Below are 17489 nucleotides of genomic sequence, written 5' to 3'. Positions count from 1 at the left end.
GCGAATGCGATGTAACATTCAACATCAATGTTGACTGACCTGCCGCATTCGCGGGCAAGCCCGCTCCCACAAGGGTCTCCGGCAACAGGATCGAGTGAGGTTGCATAAGCAGTGATGGACCTGTTTCGAAGCGCACCGATTGCCCAGCCATTGGCCGCCCGCCTGCGCGCGACCAACCTGGATGAGTACGTCGGCCAGGAGCATGTGCTCGCCCGCGGCAAGCCGCTGCGCGAGGCCCTGGAGCAGGGGGCCCTGCACTCGATGATCTTCTGGGGCCCGCCGGGCGTGGGCAAGACCACCCTGGCGCGGTTGCTGGCGGAAGTTTCCGATGCCCACTTCGAGACGGTGTCCGCGGTGCTGGCCGGGGTCAAGGAAATCCGCCAGGCGGTGGAAGTGGCCAAGCAGCAGGCCGGCCAATACGGCAAGCGCACGATCCTGTTCGTCGACGAAGTGCACCGTTTCAACAAGTCCCAGCAGGACGCGTTCCTGCCGTACGTCGAGGACGGTACGCTGATCTTCATCGGCGCGACCACCGAGAATCCGTCGTTCGAACTCAACAACGCCTTGCTGTCGAGGGCGCGGGTCTATGTGCTCAGGAGCCTCGACGAGTCGGCGATGCGCAAGCTGGTGCACCGGGCGCTGACCGAGGAACGCGGCCTGGGCAAGCGCCAACTGACGCTTGACGAGGAAGGTTTCCAGATCCTGTGTGCCGCCGCCGACGGCGATGGCCGGCGGTTGCTCAACTTGCTGGAGAACGCGTCCGACCTGGCCGAGGACAACAGCGAGATCGGCGTCGAGCTGTTGCAAAGCCTGCTGGGCGATACCCGTCGTCGTTTCGACAAGGGCGGCGAGGCGTTCTACGACCAGATCTCGGCGCTGCACAAATCCATCCGCGGTTCCAATCCCGACGCGGCCTTGTACTGGTTCGCGCGGATGATCGATGGCGGTTGTGATCCGTTGTACTTGGCGCGGCGCGTGGTGCGCATGGCCAGCGAAGACATCGGCAACGCCGACCCGCGGGCCTTGAGCCTGTGCCTGGCGGCCTGGGATGTGCAGGAACGCCTCGGCAGCCCGGAAGGCGAACTTGCCGTGGCCCAGGCCATCACCTATCTGGCCTGCGCGCCCAAGAGCAATGCGGTGTACATGGGCTTCAAGGCCGCGATGCGCAGCGCCACCGAGCACGGCTCCCTCGAAGTACCGCTGCACCTGCGCAATGCGCCGACCAAGCTCATGAAACAGCTGGGCTATGGCGAAGAATACCGCTATGCCCATGATGAACCGGACGCCTACGCCGCCGGCGAGGATTATTTCCCCGAGGCCCTCGAACCCCAGCGGTTCTATGAACCCGTGCCCCGGGGCCTGGAATTGAAGATCGGCGAAAAGCTCAACCACCTGGCCCAACTCGATCGCCTGAGCCCACGGCAGCGGAGAAAACCTTGATCCCCCTGATCCTTGCAGTGTCCGCCGGCGGCGTGGCCGGCACGTTGTTGCGTTTCGCCACGGGCAATTGGATCAATGCAAATTGGCCCCGGTACTTCTATACCGCGACGCTCGCCGTTAATATCGTGGGCTGTCTGCTGATCGGCGTTCTATACGGTCTGTTTTTGATTCGTCCCGAAGTGCCCATTGAAGTGCGCGCGGGGCTTATCGTCGGCTTCCTCGGCGGCCTGACGACTTTTTCATCCTTTTCACTGGATACGGTGCGCCTGTTGGAAAGCGGGCAGGTGCCGCTGGCCCTGGGCTATGCGGCCATCAGCGTATTCGGCGGGCTGCTCGCCACCTGGGTCGGCCTGTCCCTGACCAAACTTTGATAACGAGAGACCGACATGCTCGATTCCAAACTGTTACGTAGCAACCTCCAGGACGTAGCGGGCCGCCTGGCGTCCCGCGGGTTTGTCCTGGACGTCGCGCGCATCGAAGCGCTGGAAGAACAGCGCAAGACCGTCCAGACGACCACCGAAAAGCTCCAGGCCGAGCGCAACGCCATTTCCAAGAGCATCGGCCAGGCCAAGCAGCGCGGTGAGGATATTGCTCCGTTGATGGCCAGTGTCGAGAACATGGGCAGCGAACTCAACAACGGCAAGATCGCCCTCGACGCGATCCAGACCGAGCTGGACGCGATCCTGCTGGGCATTCCGAACCTGCCACACGAGTCGGTGCCGGTCGGTGAGGACGAAGACGGCAACGTCGAAGTGCGCCGCTGGGGTACGCCGAAGACCTTCGACTTCGCGGTACAGGACCATGTCGCCCTGGGCGAGAAGTTCGGCTGGCTGGATTTCGAAACCGCCGCTAAATTGTCCGGTGCCCGTTTTGCCTTGCTGCGTGGGCCGATCGCCCGCCTGCACCGCGCCCTGGCGCAATTCATGATCAACCTGCACGTGACCGAGCACGGGTACGAGGAAGCCTATACCCCGTACCTGGTCCAGGCGCCGGCTTTGCAAGGCACCGGCCAGTTGCCGAAATTCGAGGAAGATCTGTTCAAGATCGGCCGCGAAGGCGAGGCCGACCTGTACCTGATCCCGACCGCCGAAGTGTCGCTGACCAACATCGTGGCCGGCGAGATCGTCGACGCCAAGCAACTGCCGATCAAGTTCGTCGCTCACACCCCATGCTTCCGCAGCGAAGCCGGGGCATCGGGGCGCGACACCCGCGGGATGATCCGCCAGCACCAGTTCGACAAGGTCGAGATGGTGCAGATCGTCGAGCCTTCCAAGTCCATGGAAGCGCTGGAAAGCCTGACGGCCAACGCCGAGAAGGTTCTGCAACTGCTGGAGCTGCCGTATCGCACCCTGGCGCTGTGCACCGGCGACATGGGCTTCAGCGCGGTCAAGACCTATGACCTGGAAGTGTGGATCCCGAGCCAGGACAAGTACCGTGAGATTTCGTCGTGCTCCAACTGCGGCGACTTCCAGGCCCGCCGCATGCAGGCGCGTTTCCGTAACCCGGAGACCGGTAAACCGGAACTGGTACACACCCTCAATGGCTCCGGCCTGGCCGTGGGCCGGACCCTGGTGGCCGTGCTGGAAAACTACCAGCAGGCCGACGGCTCGATCCGTGTGCCCGAGGTGTTGAAGCCGTACATGGGCGGTATCGAGGTCATCGGCTAAATGGAATATTTGCCACTGTTCCACAACCTGCGCGGCAGTCGCGTGCTGGTGGTTGGCGGCGGGGAGATTGCCTTGCGCAAGTCCCGCCTGCTGGCCGATGCCGGTGCGCTGTTGCGGGTGGTCGCACCCGAAATCGAACCGCAATTGCGCGAACTGGTGAGTGGCAGCGGTGGCGAATGCGTCCTGCGCGGTTACCTCGAAGCGGACCTGGACGGCTGCGGCCTGATCATCGCCGCCACTGACGACGAGGCACTCAACGCCCGGGTCTCGGCCGATGCCCATCGGCGCTGCGTGCCGGTCAACGTGGTGGACGCGCCGGCCCTGTGCAGCGTGATCTTCCCGGCGATCGTCGACCGTTCGCCGCTGGTGATCGCGGTGTCCAGTGGCGGTGATGCACCGGTGCTGGCGCGGTTGATCCGGGCCAAGCTGGAAACCTGGATTCCCTCGACCTACGGGCAACTTGCCGGCCTGGCGGCGCGGTTTCGCAGCCAGGTCAAGGGCCTGTTCCCAGACGTACAGCAACGCCGGGCGTTCTGGGAAGACGTGTTCCAGGGGCCGATCGCTGATCGCCAGTTGGCCGGGCAGGGCGCCGAGGCCGAGCGTCTGCTGCGCGAGAAGATCGCCGGCCAGGCGCCGCATGCGCCGGGCGAAGTCTACTTGGTGGGGGCAGGGCCCGGTGATCCGGACCTGCTGACCTTCCGCGCCTTGCGGCTGATGCAACAGGCGGACGTGGTGCTCTACGACCGCCTGGTGGCGCCCGCGATCCTCGAGTTGTGCCGGCGTGACGCCGAGCGGGTTTATGTGGGCAAGCGTCGCTCCGAACACGCCGTGCCCCAGGACCAGATCAACCAGCAACTGGTGGACCTGGCCCGACAGGGCAAGCGCGTGGTGCGGTTGAAGGGCGGCGATCCGTTCATTTTCGGTCGCGGCGGCGAAGAGATCGAAGAACTGGCCGCCCACGGCATCCCGTTCCAGGTCGTGCCGGGTATCACCGCGGCCAGTGGTTGCGCGGCGTACGCGGGCATTCCGTTGACCCACCGCGACCACGCCCAGTCGGTACGTTTCATCACGGGCCACCTCAAGGATGGCAGCAGCGACTTGCCGTGGGCAGACCTGGTTTCCCCGGCCCAGACGCTGGTGTTCTACATGGGGTTGGTGGGCTTGCCGATGATCTGCAGCGAGCTGATCAGGCATGGCCGCGCGGCGGATACGCCGGCGGCCTTGATCCAGCAAGGCACGACGGTCAACCAGCGGGTATTCACCGGCACCCTGGCAGACTTGCCGCGGCTGGTGGCGGAGCATGAGGTGCATGCACCGACGCTGGTGATCGTGGGGGAAGTGGTGCAACTGCGCGAGAAGCTGGCGTGGTTCGAAGGGGCCCAGGGGCAGGTCTGAAGACTGCGTCGCGCCCTTCGCGAGCAAGCCCGCTCCCACGTTGGATCGTTGTTCACCATGAATCGGTGGCCATACACGGTCCAGTGTGGGAGCGGGCTTGCTCGCGAAGAGGCCCTCAGTGACAACGGACTTCCCGGATCAATCCCCAGTCCCCCGCCAAATCCCTTTCCCACTCAACCGCGTCCGATCATGGGCCCCGGTGAAGTCCTGCTTCGGCCCCTTCGGTACGATCCCATTGGGGTTGATGGTCTTGTGGCTGCCGTAGTAATGACCCTGGATGTGAACGAAGTCCACGGTCTCGGCGATGCCCGGCCACTGGTACAACTCCCTCAACCAGTTCGACAGGTTCGGATAGTCGGCGATGCGCCGCAGGTTGCATTTGAAATGGCCGAAATACACCGCGTCGAAGCGAATGATCGTGGTGAACAGGCGGATGTCCGCCTCGGTCAGGTATTCACCGGCCAGGTAGCGGCGGCTGGCCAACAGGGCCTCCAGCCGGTCCAGCTCGGCGAACAGGCCGTCGAAGGCTTCTTCGTAGGCGGCTTGGGTGGTGGCGAACCCGGCGCGATACACGCCGTTGTTCACCGCCGGGTAGATCCGCTCGTTGAGCGCGTCGATCTCGCTGCGCAGGTGCGCCGGGTACAGGTCCAGGTGATTTTCAGTCAGGCCGTCGAATGCGCCATTGAACATGCGGATGATCTCCGCCGATTCATTGTTGACGATGCGCCCCTGTTGCTTGTCCCACAGCACCGGCACGGTGACGCGGCCGGTGTAGTCGGCGGTGTCGGCGGTGTAGCGCTGGTGCAGGAAGTCGAGGTCGTCCAGTTTGTCGCCGGTGGAACCGTGGGTTTTGTCGAAGGTCCAGCCGTTTTCCAGCATCAGGTAGCTGACCACCGAGACGTCGATCAGGTTTTCCAAGCCTTTGAGCTTGCGGAAAATCAGCGTGCGGTGGGCCCAGGGACAGGCCAGGGAGACGTATAGATGATAGCGCCCGGCCTCGGCGGCAAAACCACCCTCGCCGCTAGGGCCGGCGCTGCCATCGGCGGTCACCCAGTGACGGCGCTGCGCCTGCTCGCGTTGGAAGCTGCCGTCCTTGCTTTCATACCACTGGTCCTGCCAGCGGCCTTCAACTAACAAACCCATCTCGATTTCCTCGATCTATAAACGTTGGAGAGGAGTCTATTCCGATAGGTTCGAACAAAAAGCGCAAAGGTTAGGCGTTAATCATCAGTTAAATCGAACGATCCCGGCCGTCCCAGTACTGGCGGGCGCGCTCGAACGCCGCTTCACGAGTCAGGCCCAGGCCGCGCAAGGCCAAGGCCATGGTGGCGATCAGGGCCAATTGCGGGTAGCTGTCCTGTACGTCACCGCGCCAGACGGCCTTCAAGTGTTCGGGGTCGAGGCTTTCCGGCTTGACGTGGCGCTGTTCGGCCAGTCGCGGCCATTGCTCGTCCCAGCTGACGCCGCCGGACGTTCCGTAGAGGTGGCTGTCGGCGTCCGGGTTGATCTCGATTTCGCCGCCGTCACCCTTGATCACGATGGCGGTATCGCCCAGCAAGCCGCTGGCTTCGCGGTGCACGGCCTGGTAGCCGGGGTGGAAAATGCTTTGCAACCCGCACCGTGCGCCCAGCGGGTTGAGGATCCGCGCCAGGGAATGGATAGGCGAACGCAACCCGAGGGTGTTGCGCAGGTCGATCATCCGTTGCATTTGCGGCGCCCAGTCCACCAGTGGCATGAAGGCCAGGCCGCCGTTGTCCAGGGCGCCGGCGACTTGCTGCCAGTCCCGGCACAGCGGGATTTGCAGAAAGCCCAGCAATTGTTCGGTGTAGAGGCGACCCGCCGTATGAGCGCCGCCGCCGTGCATGAAGATCCGCACGCCGTTCTGCCCAAGGCACTTGGCTGCCAGCAGGTACCACGGCAAATGGCGTTTCTTGCCGGCGTAGGTTGGCCAGTCGAGGTCCACCGTCAACCCCGGCACGACCAGGCGCTCACGCAGGGCTTCGGTGAAACCGGCCATTTCCTCGGCGCTTTCTTCCTTGTGCCGCAACAGCATCAGGAAAGCGCCGAGCTGGGGGTCCTCGACCTGTTCATCCAGCACCAGGCCCATGGCCTGGCGCGCTTCTTCGCGGGTCAGGTTGCGGGCGCCGCGCTTGCCTTTGCCAAGGATGCGCACGAACGGGGCGAACGGATGTTCGGCCGGGGTCTCTAGGGTCAGCGAAGCAAAGTCGGTCATAGGCAATTCGTCGGTTTGGGCAGGCCCGCCAGCTTGGCGGCAAGTTTGGCGGGAGTGCCTTTGAACAGTCGGTTCAAGTGCAGGCTGTTGCCTTTGTCCGCGCCCAATTTCAGCGCGGTGTACTTGATCAGTGGCCGGGTCGCGGGGGAGAGCTGGAACTCGCGGTAGAAGCCGCGCAGCAGTTCGAGGATTTCCCAGTGCTCGGGGCTCAGTTCGATTTCTTCGGTGGCGGCCAGGGCCGTGGCGACATCGGCCGACCAGTCGTCCAGGTCGGCCAGGTAGCCGTCCTTGTCCAGCGCGATGGCGCGTTCGCCCACATTCAACGTGTTCATAGCCAGGTGTTGACCTTGTCATGCTCGATCGACAGTTCGACGAAGGCCGGATAGTCGATGGCCTTGGCCCAGTCTGGCGCTTGCAAGGCGCGGGCCTGGACGTCTTCAGCGAGCACGAACAGTTTCAGGCCGCGGCCCAGCAGGGTTTCAAACGGCGCGGTGCCAGGTCGTAGGGCATACGTCGCGTCGCCGCACAGCAGCAGGGCATCGTGTTCGCCGAGTATGCGCAAGCAACTGGCGAAACGAGAGTCGCCGAAGGGCGAGTGAGACAATACGTGCAAGGTCGACATCAGAGGGTGATCACCTGGTCGTAGCGGTCAATGAGCGCGGCGATCTGTGCCGCGTCCAGTACATTCACGTCGTCCAGCGCCAGCGTGTCAGGGGCGACGCCGCGCTCGGCGGCGCTGTCGGCGCAGACAAACAGTTGCTCGACGCCGAACAGCGGCAGTGCCTGCAGGTTCGCGCTCAGGTCCTTCTGCTGGACGGCCCTGGCGTCTTGCGCCGTGAGTAACTGGAGCACGCCGTCGTCGAGAAACAGCAGGCCGATGGGCAGGTCGAACGCGCCGCCGGCCAGGACGATGTCCAGCGCTTCGCGGGCGCTCGGGCCCGACCATGGGGCCTGGCGGCTGATCAGCAGTAATGACTTGGGCATCAAGCGCCTCCAAAACAGATCAGGCGGTCCGCGTCCTGGATTGCATCGTGCAACTGGCCGAGGCCGGACAGGGCCCAGGGCGCCTCGACACTGGCCGCCGAACGCTGGTAGCGCTGGGCTTCCTCATCGTTCAACACACCCCGGCGCAACGCCGCGGCGATGCACACCACGCCGTCGAGCTGGTGGTCGCTGACGAACGTGCGCCATTCGCGTGGCAGGTCCTGTTCGTCCTGGGGCGTGACGATGCTGGCGCCGGCGTTATAGACGCCGTCCTGGTAGAAAAACAACCGCACGATTTCGTGCCCACCGGCCAGCGCAGCCTGGGCGAACAGCAAGGCACGGCGCGAGGAGGGCGCGTGGGCGGCGGAAAACAGCGCGATGGCGAACTTCATGACAGACCCGGTCAGCGAAACTGCGGCCATGATAAAGCTTTATGGGCGGTGGGGCGATTGCCAAGGGGGCTCGACACGAAGGGCATGGCGATCACTGTGTGGTGAGCGAGCTTGCTCCCTCGCCACGGTTCACGGCTTGTCTTCAAGGCCATGCAGCTGGCAATACTCCGCCCAGTCCATCCCCGCCATTTCCGCCACTTCCTTGTGCACCTCCAGGCGCTGGACCTGGTAGTCCTCGGGCGAGGCGGCGGTCAGTTGCAGGGTCAATTCCCAGGCGAACAGGTGCTGGCGCTCGGCCTCGGCTTCGAAGGCTTCATGCAGCCGTTCGGCGCGATATTGTTCGGCGGTCTCGCCCTTGGCCTGGGCGAGCAGCGGGTTGAGGGTGTCCAGTTCATGGCGCAGGTGCGGGCGTTCGTCGAGAAACCTTGCCAGGGCCCGTTCGTGTTGTTGTTCGGTTGCCGCCATGGTGACTCCTTTGGTTGATGGCCCACAGGTTGCGCGAATCGAGGCCTGCTGTCGCGGGTAAATTTCAGTAAAGCAGCGCGACGGTTCGGGTCCTAGTGCTACAGTCGGCTTTTTTCGGTGAGAGAACGCAATGCGAATGTTGACGGTGGCCCTGGCCGCTACCTTGCTGGCCGGCTGTGCGGGTTCGGCGATGAACCAGGCCCGGACCCAGGCGCCCTACAAGACCCTGGCCTCGGACAAGCCTGCGCAGGTCGTGGCCCAGTGCGTGCAGTTTGCCTGGCAGGACGAAGCAGTGTTCGGCGTCGATGCCGCGGCGTACCTGCAACCCGGCGAGAAGGGTGGCCTGACGGTGTACACCCGCTCCGCCGAATCGTTCGTCGATGTCCTGGCCGGCGCCAACGGCACCGCGTTGAACTACTACGCCCAGCACGACGACTTCGTCGCCAAGCGTCGGTTGGCGGCGCTGGCGACCTGTTTGTAAGTCGCCAGCCCAGCAGCCCTGTGGGCGTTCAGTCCGCAGCTTTCAGGCGCTTCTGGAAGAAAAAGTGCTGGTGGCCCGGAGGGTAGTCGTCGATGTGGCCGACTTCCGTGAAGCCTTGCTTGCGATAGAACGCCGGTGCCTGGAAGTCGAAGGTGTCCAGAAAAATGCCCACGCAGTTTTTCTCCCGCGCCAGGTCTTCGGCCATTTGCATCAGGGTCGAGCCCGTGCCTTGGCCGCGGGCCTGTTCCGGCACGACCAGCAACTCGATGTAGAGCCAGCGGAAAAATATTCGCCCGTAGAGCCCGCCGACGACTTCAGTGCTGTGCTCGTCGCGTATCAGCAAGGCGACGAGCTCGGGCACCGTGGCGCCGGTCTGGGCGCTGTTGTAGGCGCGCAGCGGCGCGAGAATGGCCTGGCGCTCCTCGTCGGTGGGCGCATCGGTGCGTTCGATTCGCAGCGTCATTGGGGATGTCCTCAAGCGGGAATGATCTGCGCGAGACTATCGCAACGGGCGCATTGCGCAAACCGGGCCATACTGGCTAGGTCCTAAAACAAGAAGAGACCTGACCCATGATGTTCCAATCCCTTGCCAGGACCCTCCTGGCCACCTCGCTGACCCTTGGCTGCCTGGCCGCGCAGGCCGCGTCCCAGGCGCCGGTTGCCGCCGAAAACGGCATGGTGGTCACCGCCCAGCACCTGGCCACCCACGTGGGCGTCGATGTGCTCAAGAACGGCGGTAATGCCGTGGATGCAGCAGTGGCGGTGGGCTATGCCCTGGCGGTGGTCTACCCGGCGGCGGGCAACCTGGGGGGCGGCGGCTTCATGACCCTCCAACTGGCCGACGGCCGCAAGACCTTCCTGGACTTCCGCGAAAAAGCCCCTCTGGCGGCCACCGCCAACATGTACCTGGACAAGGACGGCAACGTCGTGCCCGAACTCAGCACCCGTGGCCACTTGGCGGTGGGTGTGCCCGGCACCGTGTCCGGCATGGAGCTGGCGTTGCAGAAATACGGCAGCAAGCCCCGGGCTGAACTGATCGCCCCGGCCATTCGCCTCGCCGAAGAAGGGTTCACCCTCGAGCAGGGCGATGTCGACCTGCTGGAAACCGCAACCGATGTGTTCAAGAAGGACATGCGCGACTCCGGGGCGATTTTCCTGCACAACGGCGAGCCCATGCAGGTTGGCCAGAAACTGGTGCAGAAGGACCTCGCCAAGACCCTGCGGGAAATCTCCGCCAAGGGCGCCGATGGCTTCTACAAGGGCTGGGTCGCCGATGCACTCGTTACCTCCAGCCAGGCCAACAAGGGCATCATCACCCAGGCCGACCTGGACAAGTACAAGACCCGTGAGCTGGCACCGGTGGAGTGCGACTACCGCGGCTACCACATTGTCTCGGCGCCACCGCCCAGTTCCGGTGGGGTGGTGTTGTGCCAGATCATGAACATCCTCGACGGCTATCCGATGAAGGAGCTGGGCTTTCATTCGGCCCAGGGCATGCATTACCAGATTGAAGCCATGCGCCACGCCTACGTGGACCGCAACAGCTACCTGGGTGACCCGGACTTCGTGAAGAACCCCATCGACCACCTGCTGGACAAGCAATACGCCGCCAAGTTGCGCGCCGCCATCGAGCCGCAAAAGGCTGGCGATTCGCAGAAGATCAAGCCGGGCGTGGCGCCCCATGAGGGCAGCAACACCACCCATTACTCCATCGTCGACCAGTGGGGCAACGCCGTTTCCGTCACCTACACCCTCAACGACTGGTTCGGTGCCGGGGTGATGGCGAGCAAGACCGGGGTCATCCTCAACGACGAGATGGACGACTTCACCGCCAAGGTCGGCGTGCCCAACATGTACGGCCTGGTGCAGGGCGAGGCCAATGCCATCGCACCGGGCAAGGCGCCGCTGTCGTCCATGAGCCCGACCATCGTCACCAAGGACGGCAAGACGGTGATGGTGGTGGGGACGCCGGGCGGCAGCCGCATCATCACGGCGACCTTGCTGACCATCCTCAACGTGATCGACTACGGCATGAACCTCCAGGAAGCCGTCGATGCGCCGCGTTTCCATCAGCAGTGGATGCCCGAGGAGACCAACCTGGAAACCTTCGCCGCCAGCCCCGATACGCAGAAGCTGTTGGAAAGCTGGGGCCACAAGTTCGCCGGCCCGCAAGACCCCAACCACATCGCGGCGATCCTGGTCGGTGCGCCGTCGCTGGGTGGCAAACCGGTGGGCAAGAACCGCTTCTATGGCGCCAACGACCCTCGCCGTAACACTGGGTTGTCGTTGGGTTACTGATCCCATCAACGTTTGCAGAGGAAAGTCATGAGCACCGCATTGCTGATCATCGATGTCCAGAACGGACTGTGCAGTGGCGAAGAAGAATGTTTCGACATCCAGCGCGTCATCCGGACCATCAACGACCTCAGCGCCAAGGCCAGGGCGGCCGGCTGGCCGGTGATCCTGGTCCAGCATGAGGAGCTGGAAGGTTCGCTGACCCATGGCTGTGACGCCTGGCAACTGGCTGACGGCCTGCTGACTGACGCAGACGATCTGCGGGTGCGCAAGACCACGCCGGACGCCTTCTACCAGACCGACCTGCTGTCGCTGCTGCAAGCGCGGAGTATCGATCGGCTGGTGGTCTGCGGGCTGCAGACCGATTACTGCGTCAACGCCACTGTGCGCCAGGCCCATGCTCTCGGCTATGACCTGGTGCTGGCGGCCGACGCCCACTCTACGGTGGACAACGGCAGCATGACGGCAGAGCAGATCATCGCCAACCACAACAACCGCCTGGGGCGCCTGAGCAGCGCGGTGTCGCGGATCGATGTGGTGCCGGCGGAGGCCGTGCGGTTCTGACCCCACTCAGCACCTGTGGCGAGAGAGCTTGCTCCCTCGCCACAAACCCTGGTCGCCAGGTCCGAACGTCGGTGCTTCAGTTACGCCCAGCCACCCCGGCCACGGGCGCCTTGTCCCGTTCAACCTTGCGGTACGTCAGCAGCACGATACCGGTGACCACGATCGCGCCGCCCAGCACCTGGCCCGGGTTGAGCATCTGGTCCAGCACCAGCCAGCCAATCAGCAGCGTGGCCAGCGGTTCGATGTTCATCACTGGGGCGTTGCGCGGCATGTCCAGGCGCGGCACGCAGATGAACAGGACGGTGAACCCGGTGCCGTAGAGCACCACCAGCGTGGCCAGGGCCAGCCAGCCGGTGCTGCTGGCCGGCAGGTCGAAACCGCCGGGCAGGGCGCCGGTCAGGCCGGCGAGGTTGACGCTGCTGAAGACGATGAAAATCGTCAGCAGGCTGCGCACCGAGCCGCGCACCTGGGACAACTTGTGGTCGGTAATCCACAAGGCGCAGGCAAACACGCAGGCGGCGCAGAAGGCCAGCCCCACCCCGACCAGCCATTGCGGGCCGACGCTCTGTTCAGAGGCGAGCCGCGCCGGCACCTCCAGTACGAACACCAGGCCCACCAGGATCATCCCCATCAGCGCGGCGGTGCGCGCGGTCGGGCGGGGCCCACCCAGTGCCCAGGTGAGCAGCGCCAGCAGAATCGGAAAGAGGTTGCCGACCAGCAGCGCCAACGCCACGGGCACCCGCGCCACGGCGGAGTAGAGGCATAGGCTCTGGGCACCGATCAACAACCCCAGCGTCAGCTGCCAGCGCCACGCACCGCGGGGCAGGCGCAGGCTCTGGCGTTGCCACAGCACCAGGGCGGCCAGCACCAGCAAGGTCCCGCCCGAGCGCAGCAGGATCGCCAGCAACACGCCGGCACCGTCGTCGAAGGCGGCCCGGGCGGCGACATGATTACCGGCAAAGGCGCAGCCCATGCACAGCAGGACAAGCACCGCGAGGTGCCGGGGAAGTGGAGTGGGAGCGGCAGTAGCGAGGGTCATGGCGGTCTCGAAGGGCAGGCCGCCGAGCAAGTATTTCGGATGGCCGTTATTGTTATTAGTTATCGTACAACATGAGTTTTTACCCCACGAAGGGCCAGGAAACAAGCGCGCAGTCGGTATCAGTGGCTCGCCATCAGTGGGCTGAAATGCGGAGCATCGCGAAAAAACGCTGAATTGCCTGTCTTGTACGATGTCTTATCACGGAGTAAAACTGTGCTCCCGTCCAATAACAATAACGGAGAGACGCACGATGGATGCTTCGCAATCTTCAACCGCCGCCGATCAGGGGCGTCGGGTCTTCCTGAAAAAATCCCTGGTGGTTTCGGCGGCTGCCGCTACCTTGGGCAACCTGCCGGGGCTCGCCCAGGCCGAACCGCTGAGCCAGCGTTACCCGGACCCGTTGATCAATATCCTCGACCCTAGCTTCATGGACTTGCGCATCTTCAACGCCAGCGTGGAAAAGCTCGCCACCGGCCTGCGCTGGGCGGAAGGGCCGGTGTGGATCGGCGACGGTCGTTACCTGCTGGTCAGTGACATTCCCAACAACCGCATCGTGCGCTGGGATGAAATCACCGGCGATCTCTCGGTGTACCGCGAACACTCCAACTTCTCCAACGGCATGTGCCGGGATCGCCAGGGACGATTGCTGGTGTGCGAAGGTTCCACCACGTCCAGCGAAGGCCGGCGCGTGACCCGCACCGAGCACAACGGCACGATCACCGTGCTGGCGGACAGTTTCGAGGGCAAGCCGCTCAACTCGCCCAACGACATCGTCTGCAAGAAGGACGGTTCGATCTGGTTCACCGACCCGCCGTTCCAGACCGGCAACAACTACGAAGGGCACAAAGTCACGCCGGCCCAGCCCCATGCGGTGTACCGCATCGATGGCGAGACCGGTACGCTCAGCCGGGTGATCGACGACCTGGCGGGGCCGAACGGGCTGTGCTTTTCCCCGGACGAGAAAATCCTCTACGTGGTCGAAGGCCGGGCCAAGCCCAACCGCCTGATCTGGGCGATCACGGTCAAGGACGACGGCACCTTGGGCGAGCGGCGCAAGCACATCGAGGGCCTGGACTACGCCGCCATCGATGGCATCAAGTGCGACGAAAGCGGCAACCTCTGGTGCGGCTGGGGCGGCAACGGTGACCCCAAGGCCGACCTGGAAAAACTCGATGGCGTGCGGGTGTTCAACCCTCAAGGCAAGGCTATCGGGCACATCTCCCTGCCGGAGCGCTGCCCCAATGTCTGCTTTGGCGGCCGGGAAGGTAACCGGTTGTTCATGGCGGGCAGCCATTCGTTGTATTCACTGTTCGTGAATACGCGGGGGGCGACGTTCGCCTGATCGATCGAGTGCTGTCAGGCAGCCCTTTTCCTGTGGCGCGGGCTGCCTCGCAGCCCCGCGCAAGCAAGCGCCCTCGCCACGGAAGGGGCGACGCCGGTCATTTATGGCCGACGTCCAGCCTGGTGTAGGTCACTTTCCCGCCTTCGCTGGCGTACCCGACGTTGTCCAGGGTGTAGACGCCGGCCTTGAAGTAAAAGTCGTAGGCGTACCAGGAAGGGTTCAGCTTGACCTGCTTGCCGAGGCTGTTGATCAGCACGGTGAGCGTGCCTTGCTTGTCCATCTGCAACGCATAGGTGAAGGCTTTGTTCAGCGCCATGTTCGGCACGCTGAAGAGCACCGGGCTCTTCACGTCCTTGGGCTTGACCCGGTATTCCACGTCGAGGTTGCCGGTGCCCTTGGCGTAGCGATACACCAGTTTCAGCAGCGGGGCGGGGGCGTCCTTGGCGTGGATCTGCGCCACCACGACCCGTCCTTCCGACGGTACCTGGTTTACCGACAAGGTGCCGTTGAGGGTGTTGAGGCCACTGTTGTAGCGCCAGTTGCGCAGCTTGCCGTCCTTACCGGTTTCCCGCAGTTCGGAGCGCGGGAAGTCGCTTTTGCCGGTGTGGGAACCGGTCACCGGTGCCCAGAACACGATGCGCTCGCCGTTGCGGTTGAAATACGGGCTCTGCAGCGTCGGCATGGCCTTGGTGGCTACGGTCAGGGCCGGCGTTTGCACGGGCAGGGTGATGTTCCAGACAGTCAGGTCAATCATGCTCAAGCGCTCCAACGGGGCTGGCCGTCGTTCATCGATACTTGGTCTGCTGGGCAACCAATGGCCTTGCCGGGCGCAGTGACTGGTTTATCGACGGCGCGCCGTTTCGCTGGAGCGGCAACTGACGAGCGGCTCTGGGTGGCGCCTCGCAGCTGAACAAGTGAATGCTGTCAATCTGATGCTGATCGGTTAGAGTACGCGCCGCCCGAGAGATGGATCCCGGGCGTTTTCCCATGGAGTATTCAATGAACCACCTCAGCAAGATCGCTGCCTGCGCACTGCTCGGCCTGGCCCTGGCGGGCTGCACCGGCGCCCCGATGAAAACCCAGCAATACGACAGCAGCCAATACACCGTAGTCGGCCACAGTGAAGCCAAGGCCACCGGCCTGCTGCTGTTCGGGGTGATCCCGATCCAGCAGAACAGCCGTTTCGTGCGCGCCCAGACCGCTGCGATCAAGGCTAAGGGCGGCGACGCCATGATCAACACCCAAGTCCAGGAAAACTGGTTCTGGGCGTGGGTCCTGACCGGCTACACCACCTCGGTGTCCGGTGATGTGGTCAAGCTGAAGAACGTTCAGTAAGCCATCGCTGTGGCGAGTCAGCGTCTCCCTCGCCACAGTCCCCTCAGTGCCCCCCGACCACCATCCGACTGAACGGCACCACATACGCCTGCAACGTCACCAGCCCGCCCACCAGGATCGCCAGCACGACCGAGTGGAAGAATACGTAGCGCAGGATTTCCCCTTCATGGCCGTACCAGCGAGTCGCGGTTGAGGCGACCACGATCGATTGCGCATCGACCATCTTGCCCATCACCCCGCCGGAACTGTTCGCCGCCGCCATCAGCACCGGGCTGATCCCCAACTGTTCCGCCGTGACCCGCTGCAAGCCACCGAACAGCACGTTGGACGCCGTGTCCGAACCGGTCAGCGCCACGCCGAGCCAGCCCAGCAGTGTGCCGAACATTGGGTAGAAGATGCCCGTCGCGGCGAAGGCCAGACCCATGGTGGCGTCCAGTCCCGAATAGCGCGTGAGGAACCCCAGGGCCAGCATCGCCACGATGGTGATCAGCGAATAGCGCACCACCCAGAGCGTGCGCAGGTACTGGCGCAGCAGTTGCGGGATCGAATAGCCCATCAGCAGGCCGCCGAGGATGGCCGCCAGGAAGATGCCGCTGCCGGTGGCGGTGAACCAGTTGAACTTGTAGATCGCTTCCTCGGTTTTCGGTTGTGGCACCACCGGCGGGACTTTCTCGATCTGCTGGTGCAGGGTAGTGAATGTCAGCATCGGCGAGAACAGCGGATTGGCCTCGCGCACCGGCTTGCCTTGCTGATCCAGCTTGACCGACTGGGTCTGCGGGTCGAGCGCCGGACGGGTGTCGAACAGGTTCTTGAAGCCCTGGGTGCCCCAGGCGAAGACGAACACGGTGAGGATGATCCACGGCATCCACGCCCGCAGCACGGCCGGGCGCGCATCGCTGGCGAACGCACCGCCGGCGACGGGCTGCGCCTGCTCGCTGGCCTCGATCTTCGAGTCATCGACCCGCCCCGACAGCGCGGCGGAGGTGTGCACCGTGGCCGGTTTCCAGACCTTGAGGAAGCCGGTCAGGCAGGCCATGGAAATCAGCGCGGCAATCACGTCCACCAGCATCGGCCCGTGGTAGTTGGAGACCAGGAACTGCGGGATGGCGAAGCTGACGCCGGCCACCAGGATCGCCGGCCAGATTTCCAGCATCTTGCGCCAGCCGGCGAATGCCCAGATCAGCCAGAACGGGACGATGACCGAGAAGAACGGCAGTTGCCGGCCGACCATCATCGACAGCTCCATTTCATCCAGGCCGGTGACCTTGGCTAGGGTGATGATGGGCGTGCCCAGGGCGCCGAACGCCACGGGCGCGGTGTTGGCGATCAAGGCCAGGCCCGAGGCGGCCAGGGGCGAGAAGCCCAGGCCGATCAAGATGGCCCCGGTCACCGCCACCGGCGTACCGAAGCCGGCCGCGCCTTCGAAGAATGCGCCGAAGCAGAAGGCGATCAGCAGCAATTGCAGGCGCCGGTCGTCGGTGATGCGTGCGAGGGAATCCTGCAGGACCTTGAACGAGCCGTTCTCGGTGGTCAGTCGGTGCAGGAAAATGATGTTGAGCACGATCCAGCCAATGGGTAACAGGCCGTTGGCCGCGCCGTACAACGCCGCCGACCCGGCCATCCCGGCGGGCATGCCGAAGGCGAAGATCGCGATCAGCAGGGCCGACGCCAAGGCCAGCAGCGCCGCCAGGTGCGCCTTGATATGAAAGAACGCCAGGGACGCCAGCATCACCACCACCGGGACCGCCGCCAGGAGCGTCGACAGCACTGCATTACCGAAGGGATCGTAGACTTGTTGCCAGACCATGTTCCACCTCTGCTTTTTATTATTGGAAGTGCAGGCCCCGTGGGGGTTGG

The 17489-nt window shown here is 64.0% G+C and carries 20 protein-coding genes; 9 read left to right on the top strand and 11 right to left on the bottom strand.

Annotated features, from left to right (window positions below; all coding sequences use genetic code 11):
* The first annotated feature begins 114 nt into the window (after positions 1–114).
* Genes VM99_14390 through VM99_14375 form a run of 4 tightly spaced genes read left to right on the top strand, consistent with a single transcriptional unit; the run spans position 115 to position 4502 of the window.
* The gene (locus VM99_14390; protein ID AKJ99198.1) at positions 115–1440 is read left to right on the top strand and encodes a recombination factor protein RarA; all 1326 of its coding nucleotides are present in this window, start codon (positions 115–117) and stop codon (positions 1438–1440) included.
* Positions 1437–1811: a camphor resistance protein CrcB gene (locus VM99_14385; protein AKJ99197.1), complete on the top strand. Its 375-nt coding sequence runs from the start codon at positions 1437–1439 to the stop codon at positions 1809–1811. Before VM99_14390 ends, VM99_14385 begins: the two co-directional genes overlap by 4 nt.
* A gap of 15 nt (positions 1812–1826) precedes the next feature.
* Positions 1827–3107, top strand: coding sequence for a seryl-tRNA synthetase (locus VM99_14380; GenBank protein AKJ99196.1), 1281 nt, complete (start codon positions 1827–1829; stop codon positions 3105–3107).
* On the top strand, positions 3108–4502 hold the full coding sequence (locus VM99_14375) for a sirohydrochlorin ferrochelatase (protein ID AKJ99195.1): 1395 nt from the start codon (positions 3108–3110) through the stop codon (positions 4500–4502).
* A gap of 138 nt (positions 4503–4640) precedes the next feature.
* Here the strand turns inward: VM99_14375 and VM99_14370 are convergent, their stop codons facing one another.
* From VM99_14370 to VM99_14340, 7 genes are all read right to left on the bottom strand, one after another.
* Positions 4641–5645, bottom strand: a complete 1005-nt coding sequence (locus VM99_14370) for a glutathionyl-hydroquinone reductase YqjG (protein ID AKJ99194.1) — start codon at positions 5643–5645, stop codon at positions 4641–4643.
* A gap of 88 nt (positions 5646–5733) precedes the next feature.
* Positions 5734–6735: a hypothetical protein gene (locus tag VM99_14365; protein ID AKJ99193.1), complete on the bottom strand. Its 1002-nt coding sequence runs from the start codon at positions 6733–6735 to the stop codon at positions 5734–5736.
* Positions 6732–7067: a sulfurtransferase TusE gene (locus tag VM99_14360; GenBank protein ID AKJ99192.1), complete on the bottom strand. Its 336-nt coding sequence runs from the start codon at positions 7065–7067 to the stop codon at positions 6732–6734. Before VM99_14360 ends, VM99_14365 begins: the two co-directional genes overlap by 4 nt.
* Complete coding sequence (locus VM99_14355) at positions 7064–7357, bottom strand: sulfur relay protein DsrH (GenBank protein ID AKJ99191.1); 294 nt, start codon at positions 7355–7357, stop codon at positions 7064–7066. The genes VM99_14360 and VM99_14355 overlap by 4 nt, the downstream gene beginning before the upstream one ends.
* Positions 7357–7719: a sulfur relay protein TusC gene (locus tag VM99_14350; GenBank protein ID AKJ99190.1), complete on the bottom strand. Its 363-nt coding sequence runs from the start codon at positions 7717–7719 to the stop codon at positions 7357–7359. The genes VM99_14355 and VM99_14350 overlap by 1 nt, the downstream gene beginning before the upstream one ends.
* Positions 7719–8111 carry a sulfurtransferase gene (locus tag VM99_14345; protein AKK01761.1) on the bottom strand — a complete coding sequence of 131 codons (393 nt, stop codon included), beginning with the start codon at positions 8109–8111 and terminating at the stop codon, positions 7719–7721. The genes VM99_14350 and VM99_14345 overlap by 1 nt, the downstream gene beginning before the upstream one ends.
* A 129-nt stretch (positions 8112–8240) precedes the next feature.
* Positions 8241–8576: a DNA repair protein gene (locus tag VM99_14340; protein AKJ99189.1), complete on the bottom strand. Its 336-nt coding sequence runs from the start codon at positions 8574–8576 to the stop codon at positions 8241–8243.
* 130 nt (positions 8577–8706) lie between these two features.
* On the opposite strand from VM99_14340, the gene VM99_14335 reads away from it, so the two are divergent.
* Positions 8707–9057, top strand: a complete 351-nt coding sequence (locus VM99_14335) for a lipoprotein (protein ID AKJ99188.1) — start codon at positions 8707–8709, stop codon at positions 9055–9057.
* Positions 9058–9085: 28 nt separating this feature from the next.
* Here the strand turns inward: VM99_14335 and VM99_14330 are convergent, their stop codons facing one another.
* On the bottom strand, positions 9086–9520 hold the full coding sequence (locus tag VM99_14330) for a GCN5 family acetyltransferase (protein ID AKJ99187.1): 435 nt from the start codon (positions 9518–9520) through the stop codon (positions 9086–9088).
* A gap of 107 nt (positions 9521–9627) precedes the next feature.
* Between VM99_14330 and ggt the strand changes: the two genes are divergently transcribed.
* Both ggt and VM99_14320 read left to right on the top strand, forming a co-directional pair.
* The gene (gene ggt / locus VM99_14325) at positions 9628–11355 is read left to right on the top strand and encodes a gamma-glutamyltranspeptidase (GenBank protein ID AKJ99186.1); all 1728 of its coding nucleotides are present in this window, start codon (positions 9628–9630) and stop codon (positions 11353–11355) included.
* A 27-nt stretch (positions 11356–11382) separates the two neighbouring features.
* Complete coding sequence (locus VM99_14320) at positions 11383–11916, top strand: isochorismatase (protein ID AKJ99185.1); 534 nt, start codon at positions 11383–11385, stop codon at positions 11914–11916.
* A gap of 76 nt (positions 11917–11992) precedes the next feature.
* On the opposite strand, the gene VM99_14315 is transcribed toward VM99_14320, so the two are convergent.
* Entirely contained in the window at positions 11993–12955 is a 963-nt protein-coding gene (locus VM99_14315; GenBank protein ID AKK01760.1) for a membrane protein, read from the bottom strand.
* A 250-nt stretch (positions 12956–13205) separates the two neighbouring features.
* On the opposite strand from VM99_14315, the gene VM99_14310 reads away from it, so the two are divergent.
* Positions 13206–14297, top strand: coding sequence for a gluconolactonase (locus VM99_14310; GenBank protein AKJ99184.1), 1092 nt, complete (start codon positions 13206–13208; stop codon positions 14295–14297).
* A 97-nt stretch (positions 14298–14394) separates the two neighbouring features.
* Here the strand turns inward: VM99_14310 and VM99_14305 are convergent, their stop codons facing one another.
* The gene (locus tag VM99_14305) at positions 14395–15051 is read right to left on the bottom strand and encodes an alginate lyase (GenBank protein AKJ99183.1); all 657 of its coding nucleotides are present in this window, start codon (positions 15049–15051) and stop codon (positions 14395–14397) included.
* 245 nt (positions 15052–15296) lie between these two features.
* On the opposite strand from VM99_14305, the gene VM99_14300 reads away from it, so the two are divergent.
* Positions 15297–15632 (top strand): lipoprotein, encoded by a 336-nt coding sequence (locus VM99_14300; GenBank protein AKJ99182.1) that lies wholly within the window; start codon positions 15297–15299, stop codon positions 15630–15632.
* A gap of 43 nt (positions 15633–15675) precedes the next feature.
* Here the strand turns inward: VM99_14300 and VM99_14295 are convergent, their stop codons facing one another.
* Entirely contained in the window at positions 15676–17439 is a 1764-nt protein-coding gene (locus VM99_14295; GenBank protein ID AKJ99181.1) for a lactate permease, read from the bottom strand.
* Between the last annotated feature and the right edge of the window lie 50 nt (positions 17440–17489).

This window comes from Pseudomonas chlororaphis (assembly GCA_001023535.1).
Taxonomy (GTDB): domain Bacteria; phylum Pseudomonadota; class Gammaproteobacteria; order Pseudomonadales; family Pseudomonadaceae; genus Aquipseudomonas; species Aquipseudomonas chlororaphis_E.
This window is presented reverse-complemented; position numbering and strand designations above follow the sequence as displayed.

What these genes read in the sequence shown, in the direction of transcription:
- VM99_14390 (AKJ99198.1), top strand. Translation starts at nt 115, where the DNA reads ATGGACCTGTTTCGAAGCGCACCGATTGCCCAGCCATTGGCCGCCCGC.
- VM99_14380 (AKJ99196.1), top strand. Translation starts at nt 1,827, where the DNA reads ATGCTCGATTCCAAACTGTTACGTAGCAACCTCCAGGACGTAGCGGGC.
- VM99_14375 (AKJ99195.1), top strand. Translation starts at nt 3,108, where the DNA reads ATGGAATATTTGCCACTGTTCCACAACCTGCGCGGCAGTCGCGTGCTG.
- VM99_14370 (AKJ99194.1), bottom strand. Translation starts at nt 5,645, where the DNA reads ATGGGTTTGTTAGTTGAAGGCCGCTGGCAGGACCAGTGGTATGAAAGC.
- VM99_14365 (AKJ99193.1), bottom strand. Translation starts at nt 6,735, where the DNA reads ATGACCGACTTTGCTTCGCTGACCCTAGAGACCCCGGCCGAACATCCG.
- VM99_14360 (AKJ99192.1), bottom strand. Translation starts at nt 7,067, where the DNA reads ATGAACACGTTGAATGTGGGCGAACGCGCCATCGCGCTGGACAAGGAC.
- VM99_14355 (AKJ99191.1), bottom strand. Translation starts at nt 7,357, where the DNA reads ATGTCGACCTTGCACGTATTGTCTCACTCGCCCTTCGGCGACTCTCGT.
- VM99_14350 (AKJ99190.1), bottom strand. Translation starts at nt 7,719, where the DNA reads ATGCCCAAGTCATTACTGCTGATCAGCCGCCAGGCCCCATGGTCGGGC.
- VM99_14345 (AKK01761.1), bottom strand. Translation starts at nt 8,111, where the DNA reads ATGAAGTTCGCCATCGCGCTGTTTTCCGCCGCCCACGCGCCCTCCTCG.
- VM99_14340 (AKJ99189.1), bottom strand. Translation starts at nt 8,576, where the DNA reads ATGGCGGCAACCGAACAACAACACGAACGGGCCCTGGCAAGGTTTCTC.
- VM99_14335 (AKJ99188.1), top strand. Translation starts at nt 8,707, where the DNA reads ATGCGAATGTTGACGGTGGCCCTGGCCGCTACCTTGCTGGCCGGCTGT.
- VM99_14330 (AKJ99187.1), bottom strand. Translation starts at nt 9,520, where the DNA reads ATGACGCTGCGAATCGAACGCACCGATGCGCCCACCGACGAGGAGCGC.
- ggt (AKJ99186.1), top strand. Translation starts at nt 9,628, where the DNA reads ATGATGTTCCAATCCCTTGCCAGGACCCTCCTGGCCACCTCGCTGACC.
- VM99_14320 (AKJ99185.1), top strand. Translation starts at nt 11,383, where the DNA reads ATGAGCACCGCATTGCTGATCATCGATGTCCAGAACGGACTGTGCAGT.
- VM99_14315 (AKK01760.1), bottom strand. Translation starts at nt 12,955, where the DNA reads ATGACCCTCGCTACTGCCGCTCCCACTCCACTTCCCCGGCACCTCGCG.
- VM99_14310 (AKJ99184.1), top strand. Translation starts at nt 13,206, where the DNA reads ATGGATGCTTCGCAATCTTCAACCGCCGCCGATCAGGGGCGTCGGGTC.
- VM99_14305 (AKJ99183.1), bottom strand. Translation starts at nt 15,051, where the DNA reads ATGATTGACCTGACTGTCTGGAACATCACCCTGCCCGTGCAAACGCCG.
- VM99_14300 (AKJ99182.1), top strand. Translation starts at nt 15,297, where the DNA reads ATGAACCACCTCAGCAAGATCGCTGCCTGCGCACTGCTCGGCCTGGCC.
- VM99_14295 (AKJ99181.1), bottom strand. Translation starts at nt 17,439, where the DNA reads ATGGTCTGGCAACAAGTCTACGATCCCTTCGGTAATGCAGTGCTGTCG.